This window comes from Mesorhizobium sp. BR1-1-6 (genome assembly GCF_020165355.1).
GTDB lineage: Bacteria > Pseudomonadota > Alphaproteobacteria > Rhizobiales > Rhizobiaceae > Mesorhizobium.
Map to the genome: position 1 here is coordinate 177,480 of NZ_JAIUHZ010000003.1, position 23,252 is coordinate 200,731.

Genomic DNA, 23,252 nt, shown 5'->3' on the forward strand with positions numbered 1-23,252 from the left:
GGCGGAGCTATTCCCGCTCGACGGCGTCGGCGAGGTCGCGCAGTGTGGCGAAATGGAAATCCGGCTTCGTCACTTCGCCCGGATGCGGTGTGCCGCCATAGCCTTCCAGGTGCATCCGCCGCTCGATCCAGCAGACCTTGTAACCGAGCGAGCGGGCAACGCCGATATCATGATACTGGCTCTGTGCAACGTGCAGCATGTCCTCCTGGCGATAGCCGAAGGCGGATTGCCGCCCGAGATTATGCGAGAAGAAGCGTGGGTCAGGCTTGGCGCATCTGGCGTCGTCCATCGTGACGGCGTCGTGGAAAGGGGTCCCCAGCGTGTGCGAGTAGGCGCTGAAGGCAACGCGGTCGGCGTTCGTCATGGCGACCAGGCGGAAATGCCGGCGCAGCCGCTTGAGTGCCTCGGCGGAATCCTCGAATGCCGGCCAGCGCAGCACGGCAATCTGGAAAGCGTCGGCCGAGCGCTGGTCCGCAGGCAGGCCGAGCTTATGGGCCACATGGAGGTAGACGTCCGCCATCACCTGGCTGGAGCGGCCGGGATGATCGACGCGCCCTTCAAGATAGGGGGCGAAGAGATCGTCGTCGCTCAGCCCCTCGGCAGCCTTTCCCCCGATCGAGCGGAACGCGTCGAGAATGCCTTTCTCGAAATCGATGAGCGTCCCCACGACGTCGAATGTCAAAATTTTGAATTGCTTGAAGGACATCAGACCTGCCTCTCTTCCTCGCTGAAACCGGCTTCCGACCGGCGGAAGCTTGCGTTCAATGAACAGAAGAGGATGCGTCGCCGCAATTCCACAAATGCTGATCGGGGAGCTTACATTTTGTAATGTCCCGCCTTCGACACCTGCTTCCTTCGCTCAATGCGCTCGTGACCTTCGAGGCGGCCGTACGCTGCGGGACCTTTGCTCGTGCCGCACAGGAACTTTGCGTCACCGGCCCGGCTGTCAGTCGCACGATCGGGCGGCTGGAGGCCCATCTGGGCGTCGCGCTTTTCCACCGGACCGCTTCCGGCGCCGTCCTGACGGAGCAGGGCAGCGTGCTTTTTTCGGGAATTTCGGGCAGCTTCGACGAAATCGAGCGAACAGTCCTGCGGGTGCAGCAGTCAAGGCAGTCGGGAATGCGGACAGTGGTTCTTTCGGTGTCGTCTGCCTTCGCCACGCACTGGTTCATGCCCAGGCTAGCGCTGTTCCAGTCGAGATTCCCGAAAGTCGATATCCGCTTTCAGCTGATCAGCGGACCGCTTGGCGGAGCCGTGGACGGTGTCGATATTGCGATGCGCTTCGATCATGGCAGCAACGCCCGGCACGTCGCGCGCAAGCTGATGCCGGAATTGCTGGTGCCGATCCGCGCTCCTCACCTGCCGGAAAAACAGGCGCCCACCGGCACGTTCATGCCGGCGCTCGACAGGATCATCAATCTCAGCACGGCAGAACCGGACTGGTCGGGCCTGTTTTCGGAGAACACGGCAAATGGCACGGCGGGCGGGCTGCAGTTTTCGGACTATACAGTCGTGGTCCAGGCCGCCCTGCTCGGGCAGGGCGTCGCTCTCGGCTGGCTCAACGTCGTGTCGCATCACCTGGCGCGCGGTGTCCTGGTGCCGGTAGGCCCGGTCATGAAGACCGGCCGGACCTGCGAACTGGTCATCGCCCGCAAGCAGGAGACTCCTGTAGTTTCCGAGATCTGCGATTGGATAGATACCGAATTCACCACCGATATGAAGCGCGTCGACGCGCAGTATCCTGGCCTTGAACTTGGTGCCGATCCATCGCGCCAGGAAAATGGCCGTAATCCGATCAGGAGTTCATCCCATCCAGCGTCTTGCGGCGGATTCTGATAAGGGTGTTTCTCCATTGCTCCAACGGCTGCGGCGGCATCGCGCTTTTCAAGGCCGTCGAGTATTAGGGTGTGATCGCGGACGCTCAGTGACACGGCGCCCTTCGCCAAAAGCCCCGGCGGCGGAATTCCAGGCCGAACGAATACATCTTGTGCAGAAAATCGGCCAGAAGCGGATTGCCGCCGGCCCGACAGATGGCGTCGTGGAATTCGGCGTCGGAAATCTGAAACTTGACGGGATCATACGTCATCTCGCGCTGCGCCTCGACCAGGCGTCTCAGGCGCTGGATTCCGGCATCGTCCATGCGCTCAACGGCGAGACGAACTGTCGGCAATTCGACGAGGCGCCGTGCCTCGTAGATTTCATGCGCCGACGAGCTGTGATCATCGTCGACCTCTGGCGTGCGACGCACGACCACACGCCAACGGTCATCGTGCTCCTGCGGCGCAGGCGTGAATCGGGATCGCGCGTTTCATCGCGGTCGAGCTCCGTCCAGGGCGTGGCACCGCGCACCGTCAGCGCAGCGTGGATCGGATTGGCGCGATCCGCATGATCGAGTCTCACCCATGACCGAAAAATGCCTACATATTTCGGATCAGCATAGCTCTGGCTAACTTGATACCTTCGAGATCACTCGCGAGGCGCTTCAGTGGCTTGCAGAGCGAGTCTCCGACCGGTCGTATCGAAATGATCTGCCTGTCACGGCTTGAGAAGTTGAGGAGCGAGGCAAAGACGGCTGATCAGCGAGCAGGCTAACTTCGCCATCGCACCAATTCCAGTGTGCCGTCCAGAATTATCTGTAGCTGTCCGGAATTAGTCAGGACGTCGCCGTCGTGCGCAAGTGCCAACGCTGAGATACTGACGCCATCTGGCTCAAGCGATTGTGGGGAAGTATAGAGCTGAACCTCGGTCGACAGGGCTGCTGCCTCGGGTACCAATCCTGGCGTCTTGGGGTTGACCAATCCGTTGGCCGACGTAAGCGGGTTGACCAACAAGGGCGCCTAATTCCACGCAAATCCAATTACTTAATGCCACCCCAGAATTAACTGTCATTGAGGCCATTGGTAAACTCGGTTTTTGGATAGGGAACCCTTACCTTCGGCCCGAAACCCTCTTGTTTTTAATCGCATAGGGCGGGTACCCAGGCCCATAATTCCGGACTGCTAAACCCCATGAAATGCCAAATAATTCCGGAGATCACACCACACTGCCCTTTTATGCGACTTTCGAAGCACAAAAAGCGAACATCAAGGCGGCGGTCTTGAACGGAACTGAACCGCAGGCTCACCAATTAACCCCGTTACGCCAAGGCAACCCTAAAATCATCCAAAACTCGAGCCAGTCCCGGCGCACCGATAAGCGTCACTACGCGTTCCGGCTGAAGCTTTCCCACTGCTCGATCATAGATGGCGAGATTGGTCCGCGCCGTTGAGTCGAGAAGGGTAAATGATCCCGTCAGGCCGGGACGGATGTTCGTAAAACGCTACCGACCATTGGCGAGCGAGATTGTGGTTCTGTGCGCGGACGACGTCACTCGGCACCCCCATCCTGACCGCATTGTCGCCTCTGAGGTCAACAAGACGAAGGTCTTCCACTGTCCTGACCTCTGCATAGCGCCGTTGTGTCAATTCCGCCTCGTCTATCGGGAGGTCGTCGAGAACCCCTTCGCGCCGATCTCGAAGCACCGCCTCAATGAAGCATACCTTCAAGGAGTCTCCGAGATAGAGAACACCGAACCGGTTGGCCTCGATACGGCGCCGAGGATCACTGAAGCGGCTTGGCGACTTGCCGTACCCCAGCGGATTGGGAAAGGTCCTCCAGTAGATTCTGCCGAATGTTTGCCCCGGCGCTATTGTTTCGATCTCGAGCGTTGCGCGCGCGAAATCGGTTGGAGGTGATAGGCCCGGCATTCAGTTGAAGTCGCCGCTGGCGATGCCTTCTGCAGCAGTTAACACCGAGACATCATCTCCGCGCTGAAGGGCTTGAAGTCCGGTCCGACCATCGAGCGCACCGTGCCGAGATACGAGAAAGCGGTAGACCGCCCAGGAATTGTTGCCCAACGTCGAATGGAGGATCGGCAGCGCCCCGAATGGACGGCCGTCCTTATCAAGTTGCCACACAGGGAAACGGAAACCCCGCTTGGCGCCATCGATCCCTAGCACCTGTCCGCTTTGCCGCTTGGCGTTGACCGTCACCCGCGATGTCCCGAGCAGCTTGGCAAACGCATCAGCACTGAGCATGTCTTCCCCCGAGACAATCTCGGCAACACGCTTCCGGCCGCGCTCGCGCGCACTGGCGAGCGCAGCTTCCAACTCGGCATCAGGCTTGCCCGCTTCCTCGATGGGAAACATGTCACTTGTAGCAAAGGGCTGCTCCTCAACCGGCGTGATCGTTTGCGCGTCAGCCGCTGGATCAACCTCTACCCGAAACGACACACGATGACCCACCTTGCGGCTGCGCGCGACGGCCTCCTGGTAACGTTCCAGCAGCACTTTCTTGAAATCCGCCTGTGCCGGCAGCTTCGCGGTAAAGCTCAGAGTGGCGGCTCTCGCATGCGATGTGGTCTCGCGATGATTGCTGCGCTTTGGAGCGGCCATAGTTGACGTCCTCTTGTATCCACCCAATGTGGAGACAAAATGCAAGTTCGTCAAGTTCGATAAATTCGTAAAGGAAAAGAGGGCGATTATGGACGCGACCGGCTGTGCCGTTTAATCGGCCTACCTATGGCCAGAATCGGTTATGTCCGCGACCCCTCGCAACACGGACAATCCCTCTCACAGCCGATAGAATGACTGACATTTCACATAACAAGCTGCTTTCCCGTAAGATTTCCGATTTCTGCCGTCTCCGGGTCGATCCGGTCCTGCCTCCGCAGGAAAGCGCGCGGATCAAATCATTCCTCCTCAATCTGATCGGTCTTTCCCGAATGCCGCCGCGAAGTCCGCGCGGCTACGATTGGGACGAAATCGCCTTTCAATGCGGCCTCGGCAAAGAAGCGCTGCAGGCTGCCAAGACTGCGATCGTGCCCGCATTGGATGCGATCGCCCGCAATACGAAAAGCCCGACCAGGCGATCAGCCGAAATCTCCGGCGGCACCGCAACGGAGTCCCCTACCCCGCGCGGCCGTTCCTCACTGCAGCCGACGGCAAAACCGATTGCAGCAAGGCCCAACAGGTCGATCGATCGACCGGAGAAACAGACCGCGACACCCCGGCAGAAGCCCGGCATCAAACCACGCGAGATCGAGGAATTCCCCGAAGCTCTGTTCAAGGAGTGGTCTGATCCGGCTTCGTTTCCGGAAGCGCTGGAACTGCACATGCGTCGCCATGGTGACAGCTACTGGCACCTCCATCGCGCCGTGGTCCGCGATGACGAGAACTTCGACGACTCCACAATCCGCCACTGGCTGCAGGGCTCAAAGGCGCCGCGCAGCGTGGCAAGCATGGAAGTGCTTGCCCGCATCGAGCGCCGCTACCGCCTTCCAGCTGGCTACTTCAAGACAAAGCTTCCCCATCAGACACGATCCGCTTCCGGACACATCCTTGACGATATCGGCGCGGCGGAGCGGCGGCGGATCGCATGGCATTTGCCTGATGATTTCAACGCACGCTCACGCGATGAACAGGAAGAGATCCTCAAGTGGGTGCAACGCGTGATTATCCGTGGTTCGACCGATTACAGACGGTTCCAGGCCGCCGCAATGAAACAGCGATATGCCATCCGTTTTCCTGGCATCACCTATGGCCAATCGGACCTTGCAAATGACGACTGCCGAGATCAGCGTGAAGAACATGATCATGACGGTCCATCCTTCACCGATCCCGACCTGATGTCCGGTGTCATCGACGCACCGCCAGCGCTTGCGATGGAAATGGTGGAACTGATCCGCTTCAAGACCGCAACGCTCACCGCATTCGGCCTCCAGCGCAACGGTGTCTGGGGTGAGGAAACAACGTCGCAAAAGATCGAACATCTCGGATTGATGTTCGGCGCTCTGGCTGCCCATCCGCGCGGCCCGGTACGCGGCTATGGCGTGCCACTGCAGCACCTGACCTTCGCGCTGTTCGTATTCCCCTCGGTCTGGGATTGGTATGTTCAATGGCGTGAGAAACGCCGCGGCTTCTACACGGCGTGGGAAGTGGACATGCTGAGGATTTCGCTGGCGCTTACCCGCAAGGAAACGGGCTGGCTGCGACAGCATCCTCATCTGGCGTCGCGACTACGTCCGATCGACGGATTGGTGTCGCAGAAGGATATCGATCGTGCCCGCGCGGATTGGGACGACGCCTGCGATGTCTACTTCAAGCACGCCTCCTCCCGGGTGAAAGAAATCCAACGCGTCGCGCGCGTCCATCGTGATCCGTTCGAGCCGATCATGCCGGTGCTGGAAGCCGAAAGCCCGGTTGGCGAGTATCGGAAGATCACCGAAGAAATTCTCCGACTGATGCCCGATGAGCGCCTCTACCGCCGTCCTGCGGCGGAGGCAGCTCGTTCATTCCTGATGCTACGCTTCGGGCTGCATCTCGGCTTGCGGCAGAAAAATCTGCGCCAGCTGATGGTCTGCGAGCGCGGGAAGCCGTCCCGTTCAGAGCGACAGCTTGCCGACATGAAGCGTGGCGAGCTCCGCTGGAGCGACCGCGATCAAGGCTGGGAGGTGCTGATCCCGTCGGTCGCATTCAAGAATGCCCACTCGTCCTATTTCGGAAGCAAGCCATTCCGGTTGGTTCTGCCCAATCTTGGCGGCCTTTACGATCATATCGAAGCCTATATCGATCGACATCGGCGCGCCCTGCTGGGAGAAATGGAAGACCCGGGCACCTTCTTCATCAAGACCGTGAAGACCACGAGCGCGGATGCCTCATACGACCAGAACACATTCTATGAGGCGTGGCGCCTGACTATCCAGCGATACGGCATATTTAACCCTTACACCGGCCGAGGGGCGATTCCAGGTCTTCTGCCTCACGGCCCGCACAATGTCCGGGATGTTCTGGCTACTCACATCCTGAAACAGACCGGCTCCTACGAGCAGGCAAGCTATGCCATCCAGGATACGCCTGACATGGTGGCGCACCACTATGGCCGCTTTCTTCCGCAGGACAAGGCGGCGCTTGCCGCACGAATTCTCAACCAGGTGTGGGAGGCAGCGTAGGCTGGTCCCGGGGGCATCCAGGCACTCGGTCAATGCTTGAAACAGTGCTCGCGATGCCAGGCCAGGAAATGCGGGTGCGGCCGTTCACTCGTCCTGGCCGCAGTCAGTGCGCGGCCGCTCTTGTTGATGATCGCTCTGATGCCGTCGACATCGTTAGCCTGCCGGGAAATCAGGATCTCGAGATCGTCTTGCAGGCTGATCAGGCCGCGGTCGAACAATGCGCTGTCCCGAAAGTGCCAGACCGTTGCTGACGATATCCGGTCCGTTGGCCTCGACGGGCCGAATATGCGCTGCTGCAACCTCGGCCCGTCCGCCGCCATTGATGAGTTTCAGGCCGGTGACGGCACAACGAGCGTCGTAGGCTCGCAGCACAATCTTGCGGAATACCCGATCTCGAACCAGGCGAGACGCAAGGTAGTTCACCCGGGCCCGGTCCTGCTCGAGGATGAAGGGGACCTGAGCTTCCGAGAATCCATCTGAGTTCAAATCTTCGTCGACGCGCGGAAGGAGAGGCTCGTTGTCATCCAAGCCAAGCGCGAGAATGCGCTCGAAATCTTTGCTCGACAGTGGCCGCACGGCTGATTGCGCACGGCCCGATATCCGGCCCTCATCATTCAACAGCCCCTTCTCGACGATAGCCTCACCATCCTGGAATGGCACCGGACCCGAAAAATCCAGATAGCTGCCCGGCTCGATCAACGCGAGATACATGCCAGGCGTGCCGGGGTCTGGGATGACCTGACGAACCTTCGCAACAGCGAAGTAGGCTCGTGTGTCACGGATTTTTCGGGGCTCGTAGTAGACAATCCAGTCGCCGACGCATTGTTGCACCCGACCCAGATACTGCCTGGGAAACTGATAGCATTCCGCAGGACTGTCGTCGTAGATCGAATCCGACCGGTGAATGAAGACCCCATGTCCCATAAGATAGCCATATCGTGCCGGGGGATTTGACGCGACCACCTACTTCGTTTCCCCACTGTGATTGCACGACTTTCCCGGCTGATCAGTGCGAATTATGCTCGGTGGCGAGAGTCGATATATCTAACTAGCGTCGCTGAAGGCTTCATTCCAAAAATGTCCAAGCATCCCCTCGTGGCCGGTATCGATCTGAAAACGGTCCGTGATCTCTTTGTCAGGCATCAAGAGACGCACTATCGCCTCTCGCTACGGCGATCGAACGTCTGAGATATCCTGCTGTAGAAGCAGACGCCTTTCTACGACGGCTGGCAAATGCAGGATATATCGAGTGGGCTTGGAACGACCTAGAAAGCAACGACTGGATCCTGACAGAACACGGTCGTCGGCTCGCCGCGGATGATCTTGGCCCAAGATTACCTGGCGCTCTTGCGCTTGGGGACGAGACTGCATGGAATTGTTCCGCGTGCTCATGTGTTCTTTACCGCCATGGCGCCAGCAAGCCGCAGCCCACCTGTCCTGCCGGATTAAGGCTGCCATTGCCTATTCGAAGCTGTGTGGTGTCGGAAACTAATCGAACTGAGAGGTTCGCGGTGTCTGAGCGCAGACGGCGCGTGACCCTCGTCACCACCGGCCGCTCCCCACAAAGATGAATACGCCGCACCGCATCATCATCGCCTCCCCAGATTCTCACAAAGCGCATAATGGTAAGATCTTCTTGAGAATCAATGACCTGTTCAGCAAATTCAAGCTGGCGCGGGAGATTGTGGCGAATGGGCCACAGTTGATGTCCACTAAAAGCTGAATAAGGACACGAAATGCCCCTTGGAACCAAGTGTATCTACATTAGTTACAACTAATGTTGAGACGCATTAGTTCTTCCTTGGATGGGGTAGAGCCCGCATAAAGGCCAAACACGGCCTGCTCTGCGTCCGCCACCTACCCCTGCCTGCGACCCAACCCAACTACCTCCCTTTCGGCTTGCGGAGCTCGCTCCTTGGAATTGCCGGGCGGAAAATCCATTAGCTCTCCACAATATAAAATGAGGCCCGCGAGCGCCGATTACGACCTGTCGAGCTGGAAGTTCAGGGCGGGCGTGGACAAGCCTCTTGCCCAAACCGACGGCGGCGAACTGGTCGGCGGCGTCAGCCTGAACTTCGGGACCTATTCGGCGGACGTCAGCTCGCCGTCGGCCGACGGTTCGGTGGAGGGCAAGGGCTATGGCGTGGGCGGCACGCTGACTTGGTATGCAACCAACGGGTTCTATGTCGACCGACAGGCGCAGGTCACCTGGTTTGACAGCGATCTCGACTCCAATCTGGCCGGAAGAATGGCTGACAATAACAAGGGCGTGGGTTACGCGCTGAGCATCGAGGCCGGCAAGCGCATCGCCTTGACCCAGGAATGGCTCACCACGCCGCAGGCGCAGTTGATCTGCTCGGCGGTCAACTTTGACGACTTCACCGACGTGCTCGGCGCACCGGTGTCGCTAGGCTCGGTCGACAACCTGACGCCCGGCTCGGCATCACGCTCGATTGGCAGACCGAGTGGGACAACGGCGCCGGCAAGACGAACCGGTCCCATATCTACGGCATCGCCAGCCTCTATTACGGCGGCTCGAACGTGGGTGTCGGCGGCGTGAATTTCGAGAGCAAGAGCGACAATCTGTGGGACGGCATCGGTATCGGCGGCTCGATCAACTTCGACAACGACAAATACTCGATCTATGCGAAGCGCTGGCGAAAACCGCCCTTGAGAACTTCGGCGACAGCCGCTCCGTGACGGCACCGTGGGCTCCCGCATGCAGTGCTAGTCCAAGCGCTACTGGAGCATCGCCCCGTCAGACTGGCTGGCGGGTTTTTGCGTGCAGACCGGCTAGTGGTGGACGGCCTGGGCAGGCTGGCGCCCTGCCCGCGACCCGACCATGATCTTCCTTCCGCTGATTCGTAACTTTGAGGCGCAGAGCGCGGGTCGACGTCGTCCAGATCCGATCTTCGAAAATGTGCACTTGAAGGGTTGCCGATCGGGGATGCTGAGGCATATTGAAACGCGGGTTTGCGGCACAAGCCTCGCCGGGCGCGAGCCATTGAATGCGAATGCAGGATAGAACATTGCTTGACTTCGAACAGCGCCCGATCAACTCCCCTAGCAGCAGCGGTCTCCGAGACTTTTCTTAGAGCATTCGGAGCACCGAGAATGCGCGGTCGAAGCTGGATTCGGCAACTGCGGCTTGCTGATGCTCAACAGCTCAGGCAGGAAATCGCCCAGTTGGAAGGTGAGCTGGTTTCCGAGAGAGCGGCCTTGAGGCCACGAAGGCTCACCGAGCTCGGCTATCACATCCATTCCCGCAAGTGGCGACTGCACCGGCTGGAACACTGCATCTCCGCCCTGCAAGCGCCCGATCAGCAGTAGGAGAGATCGTCGGCAGCAGCAAGGGCGGAAGCCATTGCGCCAGCCTCGCGTGCAGGATCGGATTGGCGCCGCATCGCCCAGTCCCGCTGGTCCCTGAACACGTGCCTGCCCCAACGGTTGATGTCCGGAATACGACCGCTTTCCGGACATCGCCCTAAGTTGCGCCCGGATAGCGATCCGAAGAATGGTTTGTGTGCGGAAACCATGTGCGGAATTCTATTGTGCGGATAACGCTCCACCAGCCAAACCGAAAGCGCATGTAATTCGGGTTGGGACGCGACCCAGTAAGTTCGAAAAGCTTCCAGGAAGCCCAGGCAAACTGGACGCCGCGGCGGATCATGAGGTTCACGGATATCCCGGCGAACATCCGCATTGGAGCGGTCAATATCGTCGGCAGAAGAGCATCCGAGAAGGGCTGTCGGCGGCTCCGTCGTGGGAACGAAAAAAGAAGAGAAGCAGAACTTTCGTGTGCGAATTTTGCACACAAAAGCTCGTAACTAGCTGATTTTATTTACGTATCTGCCCCATCCATCATCGCCACGGGTCGCGATTTTCGACCGCACGGCATCGAACGCAACTTGCTCACGCTGCATGCCGGCGATAGCAAAAGAACGCGCCCTCAATAGTGGGTCTTGCGATGTAGCGGTCTACCGACTCGAACCCCAGATGAGCATCGCGATCAAGTTTGCACCGCGGCTAGTTCAGCCGCCCCAACGTCCTTCATAAGCCCGCGAAATTCGGGCCGATACGCAACCCAGAAAGTTCGAAAAGCTTCCACGAATCCCAGTCGATGGCCAATTGTAGACCGTCTGACGTCCGCAATGGGGCCGAAAGCAGACCGGCAGCGCAACGGCTTCGCAATCCAAACGGTGTCGCTGCAGCAGGTTGGTTTCAGCTCTCCACATCAGGACCCTTTGAGCTTTGCACCGCAATGCCACTCCAGTCCTCGGGCACTACATCAGCTATCGACTGCGAAAAGGTCCAATTGTGGCCGGCGAGGTCACGGCAGGAATATTGACGCTCGCCATAGGGATGGCTCGTTGGGCCGCTGAGAATAACTGCGCCATGCCGCGCGGCTCGGCTGTGGTGCGCGTCGACATCCTCGACGCGTACCATCACTGCGAATGGCCCACCTGTCCGCGTCAGTCCGCCAGACTTCAATTCTGTGACAACGATGGCGCCGTCTCCGAAGCCGAGCTGGGCACGGTGATTGCCGATCATCAGCCGTATTTCGAACCCGTAGGCCCCGCAAAGCCAATGGCTGGCCGTCTCGACATCGGGATACGAAAGCACCGGTATGACCGTGCTCGTGGGCATCGAGCGGTTGTCGATCATGGTCATCTCCTATGCTGCCTTGAAAGGGTTGAAGGCTCTCAGCGAAGAGCCTTCAACTATAGGGCGACCAACATTGTTGGCGAGGCCCGTTATAGGGCTGGTAGCTGTTGTCCCAGGCGCGGTAGGAGACGTAGCGCTCGTAACACCAGCGTATATGCGCTGCTTCCAGACGGACGGCGGGACGCGGCGGCAAGGGTGCGACGGACGCGGCCGCGACACCGGCGGCAAAGGCGGCGGCGGGGAACCAGTAGCCGTTGTAATAGCGATAGCCTGGTCGCACGCGCACATAGCCGCGATAGCCATTGTAGTAGTATCCGCCGCCGACGACGTAGAAGCCGCGCCGAAACCAGACCGGCGTCGGCGCTGTGGTGACCGATGCCGGGGCAGAGGTCGGCACGACCGGCAGGGCCTGGGCCGGCGAGGCCAGCACCGTAGCTCCGATCATCAAACCGCAAAACGCTGTGATTGTCCGTTTCATCTTTTCACTCCTGTGGATGGGGTCGAAGGGTTGGGATTACTGACGTCGGAGCGCCCGCAGTTCGGAGATCGAAAGCGAGCCATCGCCGTTCGTGTCCGCCTGCAGCAATCGGTCGGGAATGAAGGCGGCAAACTCGGCGCGCGAAATCTTGCCGTCGCCATTGCGGTCGATGCGGTCGGCCTGCGCCTGGAAGCCGCCGAATTGGGCGGCCTGGAAGTCACGCTTCGACTTCACCTGTTCCACCGCCGCGCGCACTTCGCCCGCGTCGAGCAAACCATTGTGGTTGGCATCCATCCGGTCGAATATGTGCGCCCGCGCGGCCTGGATTTCTCTGAATTCGAGCTTGCGGTCGCCGTTGGTGTCTATGCGCCGGAAGAGTTCCTTGGCACTGCCGTCCGCCGCACAGGCGCTTCCCGCGCCAAGCAGCAGGCCGGCAAAGGCCATGACGATCTTATTCATGCTGGTCTCCGCATTGGATCGGATGGTCCGCCGCGGACCGTCCTTGCAGAGCCTTCTACGCGGCGCCTTCCGTGCCCCTACGCGGCGCGAGGTGATTTTTTTCAAGAATGGTGCCGGCGTAACGGCCTATCCCGCCGCGACAGAGATTGGCAGGTCGGCAAAGAATCCTCCGCGTCGAGCGTAGGAGCCAGGCCGGCGCTGCGTATCGGTCAGCAGTCGCTCCCCGCGACTGGACACGAAAGGACCACCATCATGAAACGCTCTGCACTCATTGCGGGTCTGCTCATCGGGCTTACACCGCTCTTTGCGGCGCAGGCACAGGACATGCCCGGCCAGCGCATTCTGCAACGGATCGACACCAATGGCGACGGCGCCATTTCCAAGGATGAGATGACGGCCGCCCGCGAGCGCTTGTTCAGGAAGCTCGACCGCAATGGCGATGGCGTAATCGACGAGAAGGAGATGGAGAGCGCCCGCCAGGCGATCAAGGATCGCGCCGAGGTGGCACAGGCGCGGCTCGGCAGCCGCTGGCGGCGCATGGACGCCAATGGCGACGGCAAGGTCTCCGAGCAGGAATTCGTCAGCAGCATGCCTTTGTTCGACCTTGCGGACCGAGATGGTGACGGCAAGCTCTCCGCCGATGAGATCGCCTCCGTCCGCAAGCTGGTTGCCGAGCACGCCAACTGATGATCGGCAGCTATCATTCCCTTTACAAAACAAGGAGTACTACATTTTGTCTTCGGTAAAGATTCCGATGTTCTGTCTCGGTGCGATGCTTGTCTGGTCAGCAGCTTCGCCGGCTTCGGCCGAGGAGTGGCAGCGCCCGACCGCGCATGGCGGCGAGATCAGTCGCAGCGTTGGCAAGGACGGCAACGTCTACACCGGCTCGACCACCCGCACCGGTCCGAATGGCGGCACCTACACGTCGAGTTCCAAATGCGTGGGAGGCGTTGTTGACCGCTGCGCCAGAAGCTATTCTGGCACCGGGCCGAACGGGCAGACCTTTTCGGGAAAACGAGTGTCGGCGCGCGGGCCGTTCCGGGGCCGCTCGGCCGGCAGTTTCACCGGCCCGAACGGCAACACGGTCCACGGCTTCCGCCGCTGGCGGCGCTGACATCTGGTGTGATGGATTTGAATCCGAAATTCGTTTCTGTGCTCCGCCTGATCGATGCGAATTTCGGATTCGCCGAACCAGCAGTCTCGTCCGTGGATGCCCGCCGCCGTGCGACATGATGAGCCCCGTGGCGACGATGAGCTTCTGGCGCGCATCGCCGCGGGCAGCCAAAGCGCGCTGTCCGAGCTTATCGCCCGCCATGGCCGTGGGCTGCGGATATTTGCCGCGCGCTATCTCGGCAGTGCTGGCGACGCCGAGGATGTGGTGCAGGAGGTGTTCGTGACCGTCTGGAAACAGGCCGCGCGGTTCGATCCGGTCAGAGGGCGGGCTTCGACTTGGCTCTACCGGATCACTGCCAACCGGTGCATCGACCAGCGTCGACGCAGGGCGCTACGCAGTTTCATCGGGCTGGACGACATAAGGGACGAGTTAGCGTCGCCGGAGGCGGATGCCGAAGCGACGACCGCGGCGCGGCAGGAATTGACGATCGTGCGTGACCGGCTCTCGCGCCTGCCGGAACGGCAGCGCATGGCGGTGCTCCTGAGGGCCGTCGGCGACCTCGACATCGCGGCGATCGCCGAGGTGATGGGCAGCAGCGTCGGCTCGGCCGAGCAATTGCTTGTCCGCGGACGGCGCGCGCTCAGGGATCATTTGGCAATGGCGGCCGTGGGCCGCGAAAGGAAGTCCTCATGACACGGGACGAATTTGAACGATGCAGGCGCCGCTTCGGCGATACCGTCGAAGCATGGCCGGCGCCTTTCCGCCAGCAGGCGCTGGCCTTGATGGCAGCGGAGCGGAATGACGATCCCGATGCCGCGCTCGACCGACTCGTGCTCGAGGCGGCGCTGACCGGTGGCGACGACCAGGAACTGGCACGCAATGTGCTGGCTCGCATCGAAGCCGGCTCGGCTGGCCCGTCCTTCCTGCCGCGCCTGCTCTTGAGTCCGACCGGGCTCGCGGCCTGCGCCGCTGCTGTGGTCGTGGCGGTGACGCTGGCCGGCTACCAGGTGGCGCGGCTGCAGGACGATCCGTCGGATACGGAGCTTCTGGCGTTGGCGTCGGGTTCGTCATTGGCCGATGGCGGTGTTGTCGCGGATGATCCGGCAGAGGAGGGCTCGCTTTGAAGCGTTCCTGGACACGGACGGCGACGCTGGTGCTGCTTGCGCTGTCGCTCGCCGTCAACTTCTTCCTGGTCGGTTATGCCATGCGCGGCCAGCGCCAGGGCGCGGCGGCGCGCGTTCTGTTGTCGGAGATTGCCAGCAGCTATCCGCCCGAGGTGAGAAAGGAGTTCCGTGGCGTGCTGCGCGACAACCGCGCGCGCACCTTCCAGGCACTGCGCGAACTGCGTGCCGCGCGCGCCAATCTGGCAGCGGCACAAACAGCCAAACCCTTTGACGAAGCGGCGGTGAAGGACGCGATGGCGGCGGTGCGCAGCGCAACGACCAACCTGCAGGCGACCATGCAGGACTATCTCCTGGCCGCGATAAAGAATGTCAACGCCAAGCCCGCCGTGGGAGGTTGAGGCGCGACGGCCCTACTGGCGGCACAATCGTCGCCGACCTATGTCGATATCCAACCGGTCTGCGATCGCGATGATGGAACAATGCGGCACGACAGGCTTGTCCTGACCTTGCTCCGGCGCGAGCTCTTGGCTGGCCTGCGCTCGATGCGCCGCCGCGACCTTGCCTGGATTGGGCTCGGCGGCGGGGTTCTGCTTGCCTATGCCATCACTGATATCGCTGTCGCTTTGCAGACGGCGGCAGCCACGCTGCGGCAGCCGCAGTCGCTGTGGACTTTTGGCTTGCCGGCGGCACTTCTCGGCCTTGGTGGTTTCGCTGGCAACGCGATCGCGAGACTTTGCCTGTCGCACGCCTTCGCGCCCTTCCTGAAGGCATTGCCGCTCTCGCTCGTGCAGCGCCGGCGCATGGCGGCGGTGGCGGCGTGTGTGCTGGGCGTTCCCATTGCCTCCGTCGTCGGGGCGACGGTGGGCCTTGGCTGTTTCGTAATTGCAAAACCACTCGCACCGGTCTGGGGGCTCGGCGCCGCGATGCTGTTTGGCGCTGGCTTCGGCGTCTCAGCCGTGCTGCGCCTGCGGAGCGCTCGCGACCTGGTCCACACCGACACCGCCGATCTGGCGGGCGATCCGGGCGGGCGTCGGCCTTGGCTCGGCGCGTTCGATCGTTTGGCGCCGGCCTGGCTCTCCAGCTGGGCCTGGGGCCAGCCGGCTAGCCATGTGCGCCCGTCCTGGCGACTGGTGGGCGCTGCCGTCTTCTTTGGTGTCGTCGCGGCCCTTTCCGCAGCCATCAGCCTCGTTCATCACGATGCCGTGCCGGCGGCCATGACCGGCCTGACCGGCGGCCTTCTCGTCTTCATGCTGAGCGCGCGCTTCCATCCGCTCGGCTCGCCGGTGCTGCGCACGGCTCCGCTCGGCTTTACCAGGGCCTGGCTGCGCCTGGCGCGGCTGCCCCTGCAATTGTCGGTAGCCTTCTTTCTCCTGCCGGCAGGCGCTGCCGTGGCGGCGGAGCCATCGGCCTGGGCGATGCCGCTCGCCAGCGGCTTCTGGCTGCTGGCGCTGAACGGCGCCTATGCGGTGTTCAGCGCCTATTTCATGACGGCGCCGTTCGTCGCCGCGCTGAGCTTCCTCAGCGCCATCGCCTACACCAGCTACGAATCGCTCGAATATGGGCGCACGGTGCTGATCGGCTTTGCCGCCCTTGTCCTGTTCCTGTGGCATCGGGCGCAACGGAGATATCGCCATGGATAGTAGCATCGATCCTGCCGAGATCCTCGCGGTTCGCGGGCTCAGCGCCGGCTATGGTGGCCGCGTAGTCGTGAGCGGGATTGATCTATCGCTCGGCCGGGGTGACATCCTTGGCCTGCTCGGCGCCAATGGTTCGGGCAAGTCCACTTTGCTCAGGGCGATCACCGGCCAGATCCGGCCGCTCGCGGGAAGCGTGGCGATCGACGGCGTCGATCTTGCCGCTGCGCCGGAGCGCGCCAAGTCCGGCTTCGGCCTCGCCATCGAGCCGCCCGACCTGCCGGGGGCGCTGACCGGCCGGCAATATCTCCAGCTCGTCGCCTCGATCCGCGGCTGTGCCGAAGATGACTGGCCCGGCGTCAATGTCGCCGAACGGCTCGGGCTCAAGCGCTGGATCGACCGGCCAATCGCCGAATATTCACTCGGTACGCGGGCCAAGATCGCCATTGCCGCGGCTCTGCTCGGTGCGCCGCCGCTGCTGATCCTCGACGAGTCCCTGAACGGCCTTGATCCGCTTGCCGCCTTCGAGGTCAAACGCATCATCCTTGCATTGGCGGCGAGCCGCCGCCGAGCCGTCATCATCTCCACCCACGTGGTCGAAGCGGTTCCCGGCCTGTGCAGCCGCGCCGTGCTTCTGGCCGAGGGCGGCATTGCCCGAGAGTGGGACGCCCGGCAGTTGGCCGAGGCCAGCCACGCGCCCGGCGCCTTTGAGCTCCACGTTATGCAGGCGCTGTCGGAACCCATGAGCTGGCAAAGGAGGTAACACGGCATATTTTGCCGAGGGGGGATGGCTTTCGGGTGACGTCTGCTTTTGGGTAATGGCAAAGACATCCCGAACCACCGGAATAAGGCGCATTGCCGACCGGCAGCCTTGGGCCAACTTGACGATCCGTAGACAGGCACACAAAGCGGATGATGTTCAGTTTATGTGACGCGGCTTAGGCGATCGACATACCGCCCGAACCTGTTGCTCGCGATAGGCTCACCCAGCGTATCGAGCCGCGGGATCACGCCGAGGCCAAGGGGGGGCGGGGCGGTAACTCAGCCATTCTGGACGTTGAACAGCCCTTAAACGCAAAAACCGCCCCGGTCAGACCGGGACGGTTATTGATTTATGATGAAAGTGGTTGCGGGGACACGATTTGAGGCTGCAAACTGCCCTGTAACTCACAAAGAAGTCGAGTTAGCAAACGAACTCCGTGGCTGCACTGTATTGACGGTATCCCTCTCCCGCTACCAAATTTCTCCAAAAAAAATCAGTGACTTACGGAGAGATATGGCGCTTGGCTGTCATAGCTTCAAAAGCACCGTATGATCCACACCACTCCTACACCATTTCCCGATCCGTTCAGCTATAGCTGCGTCGGTCAACAAAGTTGGCAGTTCGGCGTGAGCGAAACCCGCCAACGACCGTTCCGTTTGAGGTCTTTGCGCAGCCGAAAAATGCCGACGGCCACGGGACTCTAAGGCTTGCGGAAACCGCCAGGTACGCTGAGCGGCTATAAGCCTTGATCCGATTCAGGGCCGAGGTCCTGCAACATTCAACGCCACCGTCCGCACACGACAAAAGGGAGGCCCGAAGGCCTTCCTGCGTATAGCATAAGCGGTCCCGCAGCGGTGCTTACTCTAGCAGTTGCGCCATATTTGATCAGCACTGAATGTTCCCGGGGTCGGATTCGAACCGGCTATGAAGGCGAGCGCGGTCTCGAAGAAGTCGACGCGACCTAGCCTAGCGCAGGGAATTCGTCCAGCATCATCAGCGGTTGATGCTTGCGGCTCTTCTTTGGATCGCCCTCCAGGCGCTCTGGTTCCGTCGCTCCAGCGCTCCTTCGGGATCGACGCGTTGGATCGTGTCCCGCGGCGTGGTGTAGCTGGCGGCATTGGTCGCCGTGCTCTCCGGCATGGGCCGGGTTGATCAGCGCGCCACGCCTGGCAGGCTGATCATGGGATCATCGCTCATCTGGCTGATCGTTTCCAGAGTCATATATCTGGGCCCGCTGCACTGCCCATTCATCGTTCTATTCGAGCAGGATTGCGCCGTTGAGACGCTCGATCGGATTCGCCGAGTGGAGCTTGGCGCGATGTTCCTTCGGGAAGGTCATGTAGGCCAGCACGTCGAGCTCGGCGTCGTCCATGATTGTCGCCAGCTTCGGCACCTTCGGCCGGATCTGGTCGGCGACGGCGCGCCATTGTACGGACGCGGCCTCGAGCGTCTCCTGGGCGAAAGCGGTGGCGATGAAGGCTGAGACGACCCTGCGGCCACTCTTGCCGGCATGGGCCAGCACGTTCCTCATGAAGTAGACGCGGCACCTTTGCCATGTCGCGCACAGCACCTTGGTGCCGGCCGCCTTGCGCCACGGCTACGCAACCTCAAGGATCGGAAGTTCCACACCTTCGAGAAAGGCGATGCTTATCCGGCGTTGTCGAACCATATCGGGGCACCGATCAACGCAGCTCTGATTCTCGATCATTGGGATGATCTGCTCCATTTGGCGGCGTCGATCACGACGCGATCAGTGGTGCCGTCTACAATCCTGAAGAAGCTGTCAGCATCACCGAAGGAAAGCCAGCTCGCAAGGGCGCTACGGGAACTTGGCCGGATCGAGCGATCGCTGTTCATGATCGAATGGTACTCAAGTCCAGTGCTACGACGGCGTTGCCAGGCCGGCCTCAACAAGGGGTGAGGCGGCGCATAAGCTGAAGCGCGCCGTCTTCTTCCACGAGCGCGGCGAAATCCGTGACCGATCGTTCGAAAGCCAAGCCTTCCGCGCCTCCCGCCTCAACCTCGTCGTCAGCGCCATCGTCCATTGGAACACGGTCTATATTGAACGTGCCGTCACCCACTTGCGCAAAATGCGTCGCGAGATTTCCGGATCACCTGCTCAAGCACATCTCGCCGCTGAGCTGGATCATATCAATCTGACCGGCATCTACAGATGGGATAGCGATCAGCATCTGCCGGAAGGGTTCCGGTCGCTGAGACTCCCGGTTGGGCTACGGCGTGCCGCATAAGTTCTCACTCCGTTCGCTCTTAGCGCAAGAAGCCTTTATCAACCAAAGACAGCTACGGCAGATTTGATGGTGATGCCGCCATCGGGGCTTCGGCGCATCTGACGACCCGTGGCGGTGCGGAAGACATTCATCAATTGCAGCGCAGGCGGCACGCGCGACCACAAGGTTCGCACGCTCTCCCGGCCAGGCCTGGTTTTACGAATGGCGTTTCCTGTGACGACGCGTTGCGACCATCGGAAGCCTATCTCGTGGAAATACAGGTCGGCATGCTGCGGGCTGATATGATGAAAGACGCCGGCGATGGTACGGCGGACGCGGGAGTTGAAGCCCTCCACCGAATTGACGTGGACGGCGTCGCGAACATACTCGCCGCGGGAATGCTTCACGGTCTCGTGCTTGGCAAAGCTCTCACCAATGGCCATGAATGCTTTCCACTCGTCGCTCATCAAATGAACTCCGGACTCAATCTGCGCTTCAATGACGCGTTCGCTTGCCCGCACCGAGAGACCGGTCACGACCGCGGCACGCGCGTCACCGGCTGGAGTGCCAGGCATGACATCGGTCGGTCGCCGCACCATTGCCATGACTGGCGTTTTGTCCGTGTTCGCCTGGCCTTTCCGGCCGCGACCCGGAGGCGGGTCGTCAGGATTCTTTCTGGACCTTCCGCCGAGATGGAAATGGTCGATCTCTACTGTGCCGTCGAGCATGTTATCCCGCGCCACCATGAGCCGCAGTGCATGTCCCATCCGCCAGGCCGTTGGCTGGCTCACCCCGAGCGCCTCGGCCAGACGCACCGACGACAAGCCCTTGTCCGATTGCAGTAACAGCCACATCGCCTTCAGCCAAACACGCAAGGAAAGCTTCGTGGAGTGCAGAGGCGTGTGTGTCGTCACAGTGAATTGGAACCGGCAATCGCCGCTGGAACATTGATAAAGACCCGGTCGGGCGCGCCGCCTGCCCATGTCGCGGCCGGCTATCGCGATCGAGCGTTTGAAACCACAGGCTGGGCAGATCCGGCCATCCGGCCACACCATGCTTTCCAGTAACCGACGGCAATGCTGCTCATCCCGGAAGGCCACGATCATTTCTTCAACAGTCCGAATGCTGGAAAGCGCTGCAGGCATTTCAGGCATTCTCACCTCCTTCAGATCCGCCTGAAGAATCGCATGAAAAGCCATACATCACAAGGATATTGCTGTCTTTGGTTGATAAAGGCCGCGCAAGATTTTGAACTGCTTTTGTCCTGAATCCTTTGATCATCCACGAGCTTGCAACCAATTCTCTCAAATACGGCCCGCTGTCGGCCGAAACTGGGACGCTGGATGTGTCGTCCTCGGCGCAACCTGAAGGGCACCCTTTCGAGATTGGACGAAAGCTATCGAACCATCGCCGCTCGGCAATGCGTCGTCGGCAACGAAGCAGTCTCTCTTGTCCCCATCCATCCTTCATTGGTAAAGCAGATGGTGAACTTAAGTTTGGTATGCTTCGACGAGCCTGTCGTCCCAATCTGCGGAAACCAAAATGCACTCGGCCGGAATTGGCCAAAGGCGCGTGTAATGAGAACTTCTGTCTGGGCGAGCGTCAGGAGCTTGGACTGTTCACACCCGAAACTGCGGCGATCACCGCAGAGGTTACCTCGGCGGTGCTGGCGGCGCCACCAAGATCGGGGCTTAGATATTCTCCTCGACCGGTGACGGTTTCGATCGCAACCATGAGACGTCGCGACGCGGCCTGCTCACCGAGATGATCAAGCATCAGGCTTGCCGTCCAGAACGATCCAAGCGGATTAGCGACTCCCTTGCCGGTGATGTCGAAGGCCGAACCATGGATGGGTTCAAACATGGACGGATGACTGCGCGACGGATCGATGTTCGATGTCGAGCCGATGCCGAGCGACCCGCCAAGCGCTGCGGCCAGGTCAGAAAGAATGTCCGCATGGAGGTTGGTCGCTAGAACCGTGTCGATGCTGCCTGGCTTGTTGACCATGCGCTGCGTCATGGCGTCGACCAGCATCCAGTCGACCGTCAGACCGGGGTGGTCGCGAACCACTTCGCGCACGACTTCGTCCCAAAGCACCATGCCGTGGCGCTGTGCGTTCGACTTTGTCACCACCGTCAGCAGCTTGCGGGGGCGCGACATGGCAAGGTCGCAGGCAAAGCGGGCGATCCGTTCGATGCCGGTGCGTGTGAAGACGGCGACATCCATGCCGACCTCGATCGGCAGGCCGCGATGGGCGCGGCCGCCGACGCCGGCATATTCGCCTTCGCTGTTTTCACGGACGATCACCCAGTCTATCTGCTTGCCGAGTTCGGGCCGCAGCGGACCGGTCAGTCCAGGCAGCAGACGCGTCGGCCGCACATTGGCGTATTGGTCAAATCCCTGGCAGATGGCCAGACGCAAGCCCCAGAGCGTGATGTCGTCGGGGAGATTGGGATCGCCGACCGAGCCGAAATAGATCGCATCGAAGCCCTTGATCTGTTCGAGGCCATCCCGCGGCATCATGCGGCCGTTGCGGCGATAGTAGTCCGAACCCCAATCGAAGCGCTTGAAATCGAAGGCAAGGCCTGGCTCGACGGCGGCCAGGGCTTCCAGCACCTCGACGCCGGCCTCAACGACCTCCGGGCCGATACCATCGCCGCCGATGACCGCGATCTTATGCAAGGACATTTTGAGATTCCTTTTCGATGGCAGCGATGATGGCGCTGGTCATTCCTTCGGTGTTGGTGGTCCCGCGTATGTCGCCGGTGCGCGTTTCAGGCCGCGAGAGCGCGGCAATGGTGGCTTCCGCGATGATGGACGCCGCGCCGAGCGCCTCGGCAATGCCGCGGTTGTGGCCAAGCCACTCCAGCAGCATGCGGGTGGATTCGATCATCGCATAGGGATTGACGATGCCCTTGCCGGCGATATCGGGAGCAGAGCCATGCGCTGCCTGCGCCATGGCTATGTTGCCTTCACCGATGCAAAGGCCGGGCGCCATGCCGAGGCCGCCGACAAGGCCGGCGGCCTCGTCGCTCAGTATGTCGCCAAACATGTTGGTGGTGACGACGACATCGAATGTCTGGGGATCGCGCAGCAGCCGCATGGCGAAGGTGTCGACGATAACCTCATCGACCGCGACATCGGGGAACTGCTCGGCGGCCCGATAGCATTCCTCCACGAACATACCGCAGCCGAGCTTGAACACGGTGTCCTTGTGAACGATCGTCAGCTTCTTGCGCCGGGTCCTGGCAAGTTCGAGCGCGGCCCTAGCGACGCGATAGCTGCCGGCACGGGTGATGACGCGAACCGAAATGGTCGTATCGTGCGTGGGGCGAAATTCTCCGGAACCGGCAACCACATTGCGATCCGGCTGGAAACCCTCGTTGTTTTCCCGAACGATGACGAGATCGACGTCGTCGAACAGTGCGCCGAGACCGGGGAAGGAACGCGTCGGCCGTACATTGGCGAAAAGGCCAAAGTGCTTGCGCAGGATCGGATGCGGATTGATCGCGCCAGGCACTTTTGGATAGGCACGATGTCCGATCGGCCCGAGTATGAAACCATCGAGTGTCGAAAGTGTCTCGAGCGTGCCGTCGGGCATTGTCGAGCCGTGCGTGTCGAGCGCCGAGCGGCCGATCGGCATCGGTCGCCAGTCGATTTCCAGACCGCTCCGCGCGGCGGCGCTCCGTGCGATCCGCACGGCAGCAGGCACGATCTCGTGTCCGATATCGTCGCCATTGAGGATGCCGATCGTGAGATGGGCCATCGGGCCAACCTTTCTGAATGCCGGCCACGGCGC

The 23,252-nt window shown here is 61.0% G+C and carries 24 protein-coding genes and 3 pseudogenes; 14 read left to right on the forward strand and 13 right to left on the reverse strand.

Annotated features, from left to right (window positions below; all coding sequences use genetic code 11):
• Positions 1-7 precede the first annotated feature (7 nt).
• Positions 8-706 carry an HAD-IA family hydrolase gene (locus LB545_RS08730; protein WP_140523221.1) on the reverse strand — a complete coding sequence of 233 codons (699 nt, stop codon included), beginning with the start codon at positions 704-706 and terminating at the stop codon, positions 8-10.
• 122 nt (positions 707-828) lie between these two features.
• On the opposite strand from LB545_RS08730, the gene LB545_RS08735 reads away from it, so the two are divergent.
• The gene (locus LB545_RS08735) at positions 829-1,836 is read left to right on the forward strand and encodes a LysR family transcriptional regulator (protein WP_140523218.1); all 1,008 of its coding nucleotides are present in this window, start codon (positions 829-831) and stop codon (positions 1,834-1,836) included.
• Positions 1,837-1,921: 85 nt separating this feature from the next.
• Here LB545_RS08735 and LB545_RS31140 read toward each other — a convergent pair whose 3' ends face one another.
• The 3 genes from LB545_RS31140 to LB545_RS08750 all read right to left on the reverse strand — a co-directional run bounded on the left by LB545_RS31140 (position 1,922) and on the right by LB545_RS08750 (position 4,433).
• A complete protein-coding gene (locus tag LB545_RS31140) occupies positions 1,922-2,140 on the reverse strand; it encodes an FCD domain-containing protein (RefSeq protein WP_411971073.1) in 219 nt (72 codons plus the stop codon).
• Between the two features lie 1,096 nt (positions 2,141-3,236).
• A complete protein-coding gene (locus LB545_RS08745; RefSeq protein ID WP_318012529.1) occupies positions 3,237-3,746 on the reverse strand; it encodes an RES family NAD+ phosphorylase in 510 nt (169 codons plus the stop codon).
• A complete protein-coding gene (locus LB545_RS08750; RefSeq protein WP_140581754.1) occupies positions 3,747-4,433 on the reverse strand; it encodes an XRE family transcriptional regulator in 687 nt (228 codons plus the stop codon).
• A gap of 191 nt (positions 4,434-4,624) precedes the next feature.
• Here LB545_RS08750 and LB545_RS08755 point away from each other — a divergent pair, with 191 nt between their 5' ends.
• On the forward strand, positions 4,625-6,988 hold the full coding sequence (locus tag LB545_RS08755) for a hypothetical protein (RefSeq protein ID WP_140581751.1): 2,364 nt from the start codon (positions 4,625-4,627) through the stop codon (positions 6,986-6,988).
• A gap of 29 nt (positions 6,989-7,017) precedes the next feature.
• Here the strand turns inward: LB545_RS08755 and LB545_RS08760 are convergent.
• Positions 7,018-7,912 (reverse strand): annotated as a pseudogene (locus LB545_RS08760) (HNH endonuclease).
• Positions 7,913-8,903: 991 nt separating this feature from the next.
• On the opposite strand from LB545_RS08760, the gene LB545_RS08765 reads away from it, so the two are divergent.
• From LB545_RS08765 to LB545_RS08775, 3 genes are all read left to right on the forward strand, one after another.
• Positions 8,904-9,548 (forward strand): autotransporter outer membrane beta-barrel domain-containing protein, encoded by a 645-nt coding sequence (locus LB545_RS08765; RefSeq protein ID WP_140581749.1) that lies wholly within the window; start codon positions 8,904-8,906, stop codon positions 9,546-9,548.
• Positions 9,545-9,688, forward strand: a complete 144-nt coding sequence (locus tag LB545_RS08770) for a hypothetical protein (protein ID WP_181171884.1) — start codon at positions 9,545-9,547, stop codon at positions 9,686-9,688. The genes LB545_RS08765 and LB545_RS08770 overlap by 4 nt, the downstream gene beginning before the upstream one ends.
• A 414-nt stretch (positions 9,689-10,102) precedes the next feature.
• On the forward strand, positions 10,103-10,318 hold the full coding sequence (locus tag LB545_RS08775) for a hypothetical protein (protein ID WP_140581746.1): 216 nt from the start codon (positions 10,103-10,105) through the stop codon (positions 10,316-10,318).
• An 891-nt stretch (positions 10,319-11,209) separates the two neighbouring features.
• On the opposite strand, the gene LB545_RS08780 is transcribed toward LB545_RS08775, so the two are convergent.
• Genes LB545_RS08780 through LB545_RS08790 form a run of 3 tightly spaced genes read right to left on the reverse strand, consistent with a single transcriptional unit; the run spans position 11,210 to position 12,590 of the window.
• Positions 11,210-11,653 (reverse strand): VOC family protein, encoded by a 444-nt coding sequence (locus tag LB545_RS08780; protein ID WP_140581744.1) that lies wholly within the window; start codon positions 11,651-11,653, stop codon positions 11,210-11,212.
• A gap of 52 nt (positions 11,654-11,705) precedes the next feature.
• Positions 11,706-12,131: a BA14K family protein gene (locus LB545_RS08785; RefSeq protein ID WP_140581741.1), complete on the reverse strand. Its 426-nt coding sequence runs from the start codon at positions 12,129-12,131 to the stop codon at positions 11,706-11,708.
• A gap of 36 nt (positions 12,132-12,167) precedes the next feature.
• On the reverse strand, positions 12,168-12,590 hold the full coding sequence (locus LB545_RS08790; protein ID WP_140581738.1) for an EF-hand domain-containing protein: 423 nt from the start codon (positions 12,588-12,590) through the stop codon (positions 12,168-12,170).
• A 252-nt stretch (positions 12,591-12,842) separates the two neighbouring features.
• Between LB545_RS08790 and LB545_RS08795 the strand changes: the two genes are divergently transcribed.
• The 7 genes from LB545_RS08795 (at position 12,843) to LB545_RS08825 (ending at position 17,225) form a co-directional block, all read left to right on the forward strand.
• Positions 12,843-13,277, forward strand: coding sequence for an EF-hand domain-containing protein (locus LB545_RS08795; protein ID WP_140581735.1), 435 nt, complete (start codon positions 12,843-12,845; stop codon positions 13,275-13,277).
• Positions 13,278-13,323: 46 nt separating this feature from the next.
• Positions 13,324-13,704, forward strand: coding sequence for a hypothetical protein (locus tag LB545_RS08800; RefSeq protein WP_224704888.1), 381 nt, complete (start codon positions 13,324-13,326; stop codon positions 13,702-13,704).
• 96 nt (positions 13,705-13,800) lie between these two features.
• Positions 13,801-14,397 carry an RNA polymerase sigma factor gene (locus LB545_RS08805; RefSeq protein WP_140560074.1) on the forward strand — a complete coding sequence of 199 codons (597 nt, stop codon included), beginning with the start codon at positions 13,801-13,803 and terminating at the stop codon, positions 14,395-14,397.
• Positions 14,394-14,828 (forward strand): hypothetical protein, encoded by a 435-nt coding sequence (locus tag LB545_RS08810; RefSeq protein WP_140560075.1) that lies wholly within the window; start codon positions 14,394-14,396, stop codon positions 14,826-14,828. Before LB545_RS08805 ends, LB545_RS08810 begins: the two co-directional genes overlap by 4 nt.
• Positions 14,825-15,226 carry a periplasmic heavy metal sensor gene (locus LB545_RS08815; RefSeq protein WP_140560076.1) on the forward strand — a complete coding sequence of 134 codons (402 nt, stop codon included), beginning with the start codon at positions 14,825-14,827 and terminating at the stop codon, positions 15,224-15,226. Before LB545_RS08810 ends, LB545_RS08815 begins: the two co-directional genes overlap by 4 nt.
• Before the next feature lie 81 nt (positions 15,227-15,307).
• Positions 15,308-16,468 (forward strand): hypothetical protein, encoded by a 1,161-nt coding sequence (locus LB545_RS08820; protein ID WP_140581730.1) that lies wholly within the window; start codon positions 15,308-15,310, stop codon positions 16,466-16,468.
• Positions 16,461-17,225: an ATP-binding cassette domain-containing protein gene (locus LB545_RS08825; protein WP_140581727.1), complete on the forward strand. Its 765-nt coding sequence runs from the start codon at positions 16,461-16,463 to the stop codon at positions 17,223-17,225. The genes LB545_RS08820 and LB545_RS08825 overlap by 8 nt, the downstream gene beginning before the upstream one ends.
• Before the next feature lie 917 nt (positions 17,226-18,142).
• On the opposite strand, the pseudogene LB545_RS30990 reads toward LB545_RS08825, so the two are convergent.
• Together LB545_RS30990 and LB545_RS08830 are read right to left on the reverse strand one after the other, a co-directional pair.
• A pseudogene (locus tag LB545_RS30990) lies at positions 18,143-18,267 on the reverse strand (type IV secretory system conjugative DNA transfer family protein); the annotation flags it as partial.
• Between the two features lie 110 nt (positions 18,268-18,377).
• Positions 18,378-18,813 (reverse strand): annotated as a pseudogene (locus LB545_RS08830) (transposase); the annotation flags it as partial.
• Between LB545_RS08830 and LB545_RS31145 the strand changes: the two are divergent.
• Positions 18,736-19,146, forward strand: a complete 411-nt coding sequence (locus LB545_RS31145; protein WP_140581724.1) for a Tn3 family transposase — start codon at positions 18,736-18,738, stop codon at positions 19,144-19,146. The pseudogene LB545_RS08830 and the gene LB545_RS31145 overlap by 78 nt on opposite strands.
• A 13-nt stretch (positions 19,147-19,159) precedes the next feature.
• Positions 19,160-19,474 carry a Tn3 family transposase gene (locus tag LB545_RS31150; RefSeq protein ID WP_140581906.1) on the forward strand — a complete coding sequence of 105 codons (315 nt, stop codon included), beginning with the start codon at positions 19,160-19,162 and terminating at the stop codon, positions 19,472-19,474.
• A 38-nt stretch (positions 19,475-19,512) separates the two neighbouring features.
• Here the strand turns inward: LB545_RS31150 and LB545_RS08840 are convergent, their stop codons facing one another.
• The 3 genes from LB545_RS08840 to LB545_RS08850 form a co-directional block, all read right to left on the reverse strand.
• Positions 19,513-20,607: an IS1595 family transposase gene (locus tag LB545_RS08840; protein WP_140581722.1), complete on the reverse strand. Its 1,095-nt coding sequence runs from the start codon at positions 20,605-20,607 to the stop codon at positions 19,513-19,515.
• A 448-nt stretch (positions 20,608-21,055) separates the two neighbouring features.
• Positions 21,056-22,141 (reverse strand): tartrate dehydrogenase, encoded by a 1,086-nt coding sequence (locus tag LB545_RS08845; RefSeq protein ID WP_140581719.1) that lies wholly within the window; start codon positions 22,139-22,141, stop codon positions 21,056-21,058.
• Positions 22,128-23,219, reverse strand: coding sequence for an isocitrate/isopropylmalate dehydrogenase family protein (locus LB545_RS08850; RefSeq protein ID WP_140560081.1), 1,092 nt, complete (start codon positions 23,217-23,219; stop codon positions 22,128-22,130). Before LB545_RS08850 ends, LB545_RS08845 begins: the two co-directional genes overlap by 14 nt.
• Positions 23,220-23,252 lie beyond the last annotated feature (33 nt).